We start from the raw sequence: 8,109 nt of genomic DNA on the forward strand, positions 1-8,109 counted from the left end.
CTTTGCGACCGGCTCAGGGCCGAGGGGCACGAGCCGATGATCGCCGCCCGCACCGGGCTGCTGCTCGACCCGTATTTCTCGGGCTCGAAGCTGAAATGGCTCCTGGACAATATCGACGGCGCCCGCGATCGCGCCCGGCGCGGCGAGCTCGCCTTCGGCACCGTGGACAGCTGGCTGATCTGGAACCTGACCGGGGGCCGCACCCATGCCACCGACGCCACCAATGCCGCCCGCACCCTGCTTTTCAACATCGCCGAGAACCGCTGGGACGAGGATATCTGCGCGCTTTTCGACATCCCAATGCAGCTTCTGCCCGAGGTCAGGGATTGCGCCGCCGATTACGGCGCCACGCGGGCCGACCTGTTCGGGCGCGAGATCCCGATCCTCGGCGTCGCCGGCGACCAGCAGGCGGCGACGGTGGGCCAGGCCTGTTTCGCGCCCGGGATGATGAAAGCGACCTATGGCACCGGCTGCTTCGCGCTGCTGAACACCGGGGAGGAGATGGTGGCCTCGAAGAACCGGCTGCTGACCACCATCGCCTACCGGCTGGGGGGCCGGACGAGCTATGCGCTGGAGGGCTCGATCTTCGTGGCCGGGGCGGTGGTGCAATGGCTGCGCGACGGGCTGGGGATCATCCGTTCGGCGGCCGAGACGCAGGGTCTGGCCGAGGCGGCGGATCCGGGGCAGGAGCTGGTCCTGGTGCCGGCCTTCACCGGGCTGGGGGCGCCCTATTGGCGGCCGGACTGCCGGGGCGCGGTGTTCGGGCTGACGCGGAACTCGGGTCCGGCGGAGCTGGCGCGGGCGGCGCTGGAGAGCGTGGGCTTCCAGACCCGCGACCTGTGGGAGGCGATGCGGGCGGACTGGCCGGGCGCCGCTGCGGGGGTGCTGCGGGTGGATGGCGGCATGGCGGCGAGCGACTGGACGATGCGGTTCCTGGCCGACATCCTGGGCGCGCCGGTGGACCGTCCGCGGGTGACCGAGACGACGGCGCTTGGCGCGGGCTATCTGGCGGGGCTGCAGGCGGGCCTGTGCCCGCCGCCCGAGGATTTCGCCCGCGCCTGGGCCTTGGAGCGCCGCTTCGAGCCCGCCATGGCCGAGGGCGAGCGCGAGGCCCGATACGCAAGGTGGAAAAGCGCCGTGGAAGCGACGATGGGGGCGGCATGAGCGGGGACGGCATGAGCGGGTTTTCCTTTGCCCTGCCGGGCCGGGTGATCTTCGGCCGCGGCCAGGCGCAGAACGCCCCGGCGATGATCCGGGCCCATGGATCGCGCGGCGTGCTGGTGCATGGCGCGAATCCGGCCCGCGCCGGCTGGCTGCTCGACGGGCTGCGCGAGGCGGGGGCCGAGGTGCTGGCCGTCGCCTGCGGGGCCGAGCCGAGCTTGCCGATGCTGGAGGCGGCGCTGGCGCAGGCCAAGGGCTTCGGCGCCGATTGGGTGGCGGCGCTTGGCGGCGGCGCGGCGCTGGATCTGGGCAAGGCCCTGGCGGCGCTGATCCCGGCGCCGGGCGGGATCATGGACCATCTGGAGGTCGTCGGCCGCGGCCTGCCGCTGGCCGCGCCGCCCCTGCCCTATGTCGCTTTGCCGACCACCGCCGGCACCGGGGCCGAGGCGACGCGGAACGCGGTGATTGGCCTGCCCGAGCATGGCCGCAAGGTCTCGATCCGCGACGAAAGGATGCTGCCGCGGCTTGCCATCGTCGACCCGGCGCTGACCGACCATTGCCCGCGCGCGGTGACGCTGGCATCGGGTCTCGACGCGCTGGCGCAGGTGATCGAGCCCTATGTCTCGGTCCGCGCCACGCCCTTCACCGATGTGTTGACCCGTCCGGCCATCGGGCCGGGATTGCGCGCGCTGCTGCGGCTGATGCAGGCCGAGGATGCGCAGGCGCGCGACCGCATGGCCTGGGTCAGCCTGTCCGGCGGCATCGCCCTGGCCAATGGCGGGCTTGGCGCGGTGCATGGGCTGGCCGGTGTGATCGGCGGTGTGACGCCCGCCGCCCATGGCGCGGTCTGCGGCGCGCTGCTGGGCCCGGTGCTGGAGATGAACCGCGCCCATGCCCCCGAGCCCGCCCGCATCCGCGAGGTCTGCGCCGAGATCGCTGCCGTGCTGGGCTGCGACGAGGCCGCTGCGCCGCAGGCCCTGGCCCGCTGGGCGCGCGAGGCCGGCCTGCCGGGCCTGCAAGCGCAAGGCCTGGACCCGGCGCGGCACGAGGCGGTGGCCGAGGCGTCGCTGGCCAGTTCCTCGATGAAGGGCAATCCCTTCCCGGCCACGGTCGCGCAGCTTTGCGAGGTCCTGCGCAAGGCAGGCTGATGGACGACACCCGGCTGCTCTTTCAGGCGCGCTATCCCGCCACGCTGGCGCGGCTTGCGCGCGAGCTGACCTGCGCCCAGGCCGAGATCTGGAGCTTCGACGACGCGCCGACCCGCCGCGCGGCCGAGGCGGCGCTGGCGCTGCGCGGGGTGCGGGCGCATTGCCGCTCGGCCTACAAGCCGCTCTTGCACGCCTTCCTGGAAGAGATCGAGACCGCCGGCCTGGCCGAGGCGCGGATCCTCTGCCCGCGCCATCCCGAAGCCGCACCGGGCCGCTTCCTGCTGGAGGCCTATCCGCTGCCGGCACTGTTCCCCCTGACCGAATTCGACCTGCAGGAGGGGCCGGACAGCACCGCCATGCCGGCCTATCGCCTGAGCCTCGGCTATGTCTCGGGCATGCGGCGCGAGATGACGGTGCTGGCGCCCAACCGCCTGCATCGCGACCACGCCATGCAGCCGGCGCTGTCGCCCTGCGGCTGGCTGATCCGGGACGGGCAGGGCGAGAAGCTGCTGACCGACTACGAGACGCTGTATCGCGATGCCATGCGCGCCGTCGCCGCCGCGCCCTGGCAGAAGGCGCCGTTCTTTCAGGAGCTGGAGATCTCGGCCACGCTGCCGGTCCGCGACCGGGCGCTGGGCTGGGGCGACGAGGCGGTGTCGCTGGTCGAGGCGCTGCACGAGGACCTGTATTTCTCGCTCATCGAGCATTTCCGGCACCGCTTGGGCCGACCCCCCGGCGATCGCGGCCTGCGTCCCGGCCAGATCGTGCCGCGCATCCGCCAGGGAGAGGGGCACAGCCTGCGCATCGAGACCCGCCCTTGGGGCCGCAGCGCCGAGGAGGGCGGTTGCCAGCCGCTCGACCGGGCGCGCGAGGCGCTGTCGCCGCAGCAGATCGCCGCCGAGCTGGCGCGCCTGCCGGGCCGGCCCTTTCATGCCCGCTCGGTCGCCGGGCGGGTGATCGAGGGGCGCTACCTGCCGGGGCGCGACCGGGCGGTGATGATCTCGGCCGGGCAGCATGCCAACGAGGTCTCGGGCCCCGTGGGCGCCCTGCGCGCCGCGCAGGAGCTTGCCGGGCGCGAAGGGGCGCATTTCGCGCTTTGCCCGCTGGAGAATCCCGACGGCTATGCGCTGCGCCAGCGGCTTGCCCGCGACAATCCGCGCCACATGCTGCATGCCGCGCGCTATACGGCGCTGGGCGACGACCTGGAATATCGCCAGGGCCCGCCCGATGCCGAGCGCGCGCTGCGCGACCAGGCCTATTGCCTGTCGGCGGCGCTGCTGCATGTCAGCCTGCACGGCTATCCGGCGCATGAATGGACCCGGCCGCTCAGCGGCTATGTGCCGCGCGGCTTCGAAGGCTGGACCCTGCCGCGTGGCTTCTTCCTGATCCTGCGCCATCATCCCGGCTGGGGCGCCGCCGCCGCGCGGCTGGCCGAGGCGGTGATCGCCCGGCTGCGCCAGGTGCCGGGCCTGGCCGAACGCAACGCCGCGCAGCTGGCGCTGGCGCGGCGGCATGGCGTGCTGCCGGAGGCGCCGCAGGGCTTCATCCGCCTCCTGACCGAGGACCGGCGGGCGCCCGTGCCGCTGATGCTGATCACCGAATGCCCGGACCAGTCGCTGCTGGGCGACGGCTTCGTCGCCGCGCACGAGGCGCAGCGCGCCGCCGTGATCGCCGCCTATGAAGCGTTCCAGCAGCTGGATCTGGGCGACCGCCCGCTCGTCTGACGGTTGTATTTCCTCCGGGACAAATTAGGCAAATCGGCTTACCATCCTGAAGCAGAACGATTCCTTGCGACGGCACACCCTGGGGGACAGGATGGACGAACGGATTACGGGCGAGGTGCGGTTCGCGGTCGTGCTTTACGGCGGCGTTTCGCTGGCGATCTACATGAACGGCATCGCGCAGGAACTCTTGCGCATGGTGCGCGGCAGCTCGGCCCTGCCCGAGGACGCGCTGGACGAGGGCGAGAAGATCTATCGCCGGCTGTCGCGGGAACTGGCGCGGCCCGGCGAGGGGCGCAGGCGCTTCGTCATCGACATCATCTCGGGCACATCGGCGGGCGGCATCAACGGCGTGGCGCTGGCCAAGGCGCTGGTCGTGGGGGCAAGCAACATCGACGTGCTGCGCGACGCCTGGACGAACGAGGCCGATATCGGCAAGCTGCTCAACGACCGCAGCGGCCTTTCCGGCAAGCTGCAGCCGGTCGAGTCGCTGCTGGACGGCGGCCATATGTTCAGGATGCTGCACGACACGCTTGGCCGGCTGACCGGCGACGGCAAGGCGCTGACCGAGTCGATGGACCTGTTCGTCACCGCCACGGACCTGCAGGGGCGCTATGCGCCGATCCACCTGACCGGGGCGCGGCTGGATGAACGGGTGCATCGCAGCGTGTTCCACTTTGCCTTTGACGGTTCGGACAAGGAGGTGCGGCGCAACGATTTCGCCCCCGGCAACGAGGCCATGCTGGCCTTTGCCGCGCGCTGCACCTCGTCCTTTCCGGTGGCCTTTCCGCCGATGCGCTATGCGGACATGCCGGCCTCGGCGCAGGACCCGGGGCATCGGCGCTTCTTCGGCCATGATCCGGATTATTCCGGCCGGCTGTTCGCCGATGGCGGCTATCTGGACAACCGGCCCTTCAGCCATGCGATCGAGCTGATCCCCTTTCGGCCGACCACTCTGCCGGGCGCGCGCAAGCTGCTGTTCATCGACCCCTTTCCCGATGCCGGGCCGCAGCCCGACCGGCCGTCCGGACGGGTGGATTTCCTGCAGAACGCCCGGCTGGCGCTGACCGGCCTGCCGCGCTACGAGGTGATCCGCGACGATATCCGCGCCGTCGCCCGCATGAACCGGCGGCTGGAACGGCTGGGCACGCTGCAGGCGCGCTGGCGCCGGGATCAGGAACGGGTCGAGGCCGCCGGACGGGTGATGCGCCAGAAGCGCAAGCCGGACGATCTGGACCAGATGGATCTGGCCGACCTGATGACCGGCGAGCATGAATATCCGCAGAACTATCCACTCTATCACCACCTGCGGGTCTATGGCACGACCGACAGGCTGACGGAAATCGTGGCGGGGCTGGCGGGCCACGAGCCGGAATCGGACGTGGCGCTGTATCTGCGCCAGATCCTGCGCGCCTGGCGCGACGCGAATTTCAGCGCCTATCGCGACGGGTCGCGCGAGACCGAGAACGCCTTCCTGTCGCGCCACGACCTGGATTTCCGGCTGCGCCGCCTGATCCATCTGCGCGCCCATGTCGACGAGGCGCTGGACCGGCGCAAGCGCATCGAGGGCGACGAGGTCGCCCGCGGCATGCCGCCCGCGCAGCTGGTGCGGCTGCGCGAAAAGATCGAGGCGGAGCTGGCCGGGCTGCGCCGGCTGGGCAATCGCGACAGCAGCCAGGCGCGGGCGCTGCTGAGCGATGCCGAGATCGCGCGGCTGGAGCAGCTGATCTCGGCCGAATACAGCGCGGTGATGCGGCTCGCCACCCTGGACCAGCGTTACGACAGGGCGCGCGAGATCTATCTCCAGACCCAGATCAGGCCGCTGGTGGACAAGGCGCTGGCCGGGCTGGGCCGGGACATGCGCGCGGCCTTCGACGCCAGCAGCGCCGCCATGCGCGCCGAACTGGCCGCGCCCGCGCTGCAGCCGCTTCTGGATGTCTATGACGATTTCCACTGGCACGACGTCTTGACCTATCCCTTCCTCGAAGGCTCGGAGCTGCAGGAGCACGCGCAGGTCGAGGTGTTCCGCATCAGCCCCGCCGACAGTGGGCTGAACCCGCGCCCCGACAAGCTGGCGGGGATCGCGGTCGGCGCCTTCGGCGGCTTCCTGAACCGCGATTGGCGCGAGCATGACATCCTCTGGGGCCGCCTCGACGGCGCCGAGCGCATCGTCGCCGCGCTGATGTCCGACCGTCCCGAGGCCGAGCGCAAGGCCTGGATCGACGAATTGCAGGGCCGGATCCTGGCCGAGGAATATGGCGAGCCCGCCGGGCAGACGCGCCGGCTGGCGCTGCTGAAGGCCAAGCTGAGCGATGCCCGGATCGACGAGGACGCCTTCGAGGACACCGCCGCCCGGGCGCTGGGGGTCAAGGATGCCGCCGCGCTGGATCTCGGCCGCTTCGGGGCGCATTACAAGGACCTCAAGCCCATCGGCCCGCGCCCGCGCGACATTGCCGCCTGGGGCAGCCGCAGCATGGCGATCCTGTCGCGCATGATCGACGATCTGCCCGATGACGGCATCCTGCGCATCCTGGGCACGCGGGGGGCGACGGCGCTGCGGGCCGGGGGCGGGCTGGTCTCGGCCCTGACGCGCTTCGCCTTGCCGGGCAGCTACCAGCGCATGATGGCCGACCGCTTCCTGCTTCTCGCCATGCTGGCCGGCCTGCTGGTGCTGCTGCTCTCGCCCTGGCTGGGCGCAGGCGCGGCCGGGATCGGCATCGCGCTGGCCGGTGCCGCGGCCTGGGCCTGGCTGGTGGTCTACAGTTTCGGGCGCTGGCTGCGCGGCCGCAAGCGGGCCTTTGCGCTGCTGCGCGGCCTGCTGTTCCTTGCCGCGCTGGCGTTGATGGTCCTGGGCGTGGTCGCTGTCGCAAACTATCTGTCCGGCTGACGCAGCCCGCGCGCGCGCTCGTCGCAAAACGACACCGGCCTGTCGCAATACGGCCGGACCCTTGCGGCTTGCGGTTGGAAAAAGACGGCAACGGGAATAGAGGCGAACCGGAGCGGGCAGGCGCGTCGATCTGGGCTTGCACATGCCGGCGCCTGCGCTATCCGCGAGCGGGGCGGGCGGCCGACGCCATCCGCAACACGGTGCGGAACGCAAAGGAGATTGGGCGAATGGGAGCAGCGATCATCGACGGCAAGGCTTTTGCGGCCGGGGTTCGGGCGCGGGTTGCCGGGCATGTGGGGCGGCTGCAGGCCGCGCACGGGGTGGTGCCGGGCCTGGCGGTGGTGCTGGTGGGCGAGGATCCGGCCAGCCAGGTCTATGTCAGGAACAAGGGCATCCAGACCCGCGAGGCCGGCATGGCGAGCTTCGAGCACAAGCTGCCGGCCGAGACCGCGCAGGCGGATCTGCTGGCGCTGATCGAAGGGCTGAATGCCGATCCGGCGGTGCACGGCATCTTGGTGCAGCTGCCGCTGCCCGCGCATATGGACGCCGATGCGGTGATCAACGCCATCGATCCCGCGAAGGACGTGGACGGGTTCCATATCTCGAATGTCGGGCTGCTGGGGACCGGGCAGAAGAGCATGGTGCCCTGCACGCCCCTGGGCTGCCTGATGCTGCTCCGCGACCGGCTGGGCGATCTTTCCGGGCTGAACGCGGTGGTGGTGGGGCGCTCGAACATCGTCGGCAAGCCGATGGCGCAGCTGCTGCTGGGCGACAGTTGCACGGTGACCATCGCGCATTCGCGCACGAAGGACCTGGCCGGCCTGTGCCGGACGGCCGACATCCTGGTCGCGGCGGTGGGCCGGCCGCGGATGATCCGCGGCGACTGGATCAGGCCGGGGGCGACGGTGATCGACGTGGGCATCAACCGCATCGCGGAGGAGGGCCGCTCGCGCCTGGTCGGCGACGTGGATTTCGAGGCCGCCGCGCAGGTCGCCGGCGCCATCACCCCGGTGCCGGGGGGCGTCGGGCCGATGACCATCGCCTGCCTGCTGGCGAATACGCTGACCGCCTGCTGCCGGGCCAATGGCTGGCCCGAGCCCGAGGGCCTGACCGCCTGAGCGCGCCGCCGGACCGGGGCGCTGCCCCGGACCCCGGGATATTTGCACAAGAAAGAAATCAGGGCCTTTGCCCT

The 8,109-nt window shown here is 71.4% G+C and carries 5 protein-coding genes; all 5 read left to right on the forward strand.

The genetic code is table 11. The features are described 5' to 3' along the window. Positions 1-1,164, forward strand: a 1,164-nt coding sequence (locus L632_RS0121070) for a glycerol kinase GlpK (RefSeq protein ID WP_028717154.1), incomplete at its 5' end; no start/stop codon positions are given. An 11-nt stretch (positions 1,165-1,175) separates the two neighbouring features. After that, a complete protein-coding gene (locus tag L632_RS0121075; protein ID WP_028717553.1) occupies positions 1,176-2,309 on the forward strand; it encodes an iron-containing alcohol dehydrogenase in 1,134 nt (377 codons plus the stop codon). Further along, positions 2,309-4,033, forward strand: a complete 1,725-nt coding sequence (locus L632_RS0121080) for a M14 family zinc carboxypeptidase (protein ID WP_028717554.1) — start codon at positions 2,309-2,311, stop codon at positions 4,031-4,033. The genes L632_RS0121075 and L632_RS0121080 overlap by 1 nt, the downstream gene beginning before the upstream one ends. A 91-nt stretch (positions 4,034-4,124) precedes the next feature. Then, positions 4,125-6,917 carry a patatin-like protein gene (locus L632_RS0121085; protein ID WP_028717555.1) on the forward strand — a complete coding sequence of 931 codons (2,793 nt, stop codon included), beginning with the start codon at positions 4,125-4,127 and terminating at the stop codon, positions 6,915-6,917. 227 nt (positions 6,918-7,144) lie between these two features. After that, positions 7,145-8,035, forward strand: coding sequence for a bifunctional methylenetetrahydrofolate dehydrogenase/methenyltetrahydrofolate cyclohydrolase FolD (gene folD, locus L632_RS0121090; protein ID WP_028717556.1), 891 nt, complete (start codon positions 7,145-7,147; stop codon positions 8,033-8,035). Positions 8,036-8,109: the final 74 nt, after the last annotated feature.

The organism is Paracoccus sp. J39, assembly GCF_000518925.1.
Taxonomy (GTDB): Bacteria; Pseudomonadota; Alphaproteobacteria; order Rhodobacterales; family Rhodobacteraceae; genus Paracoccus.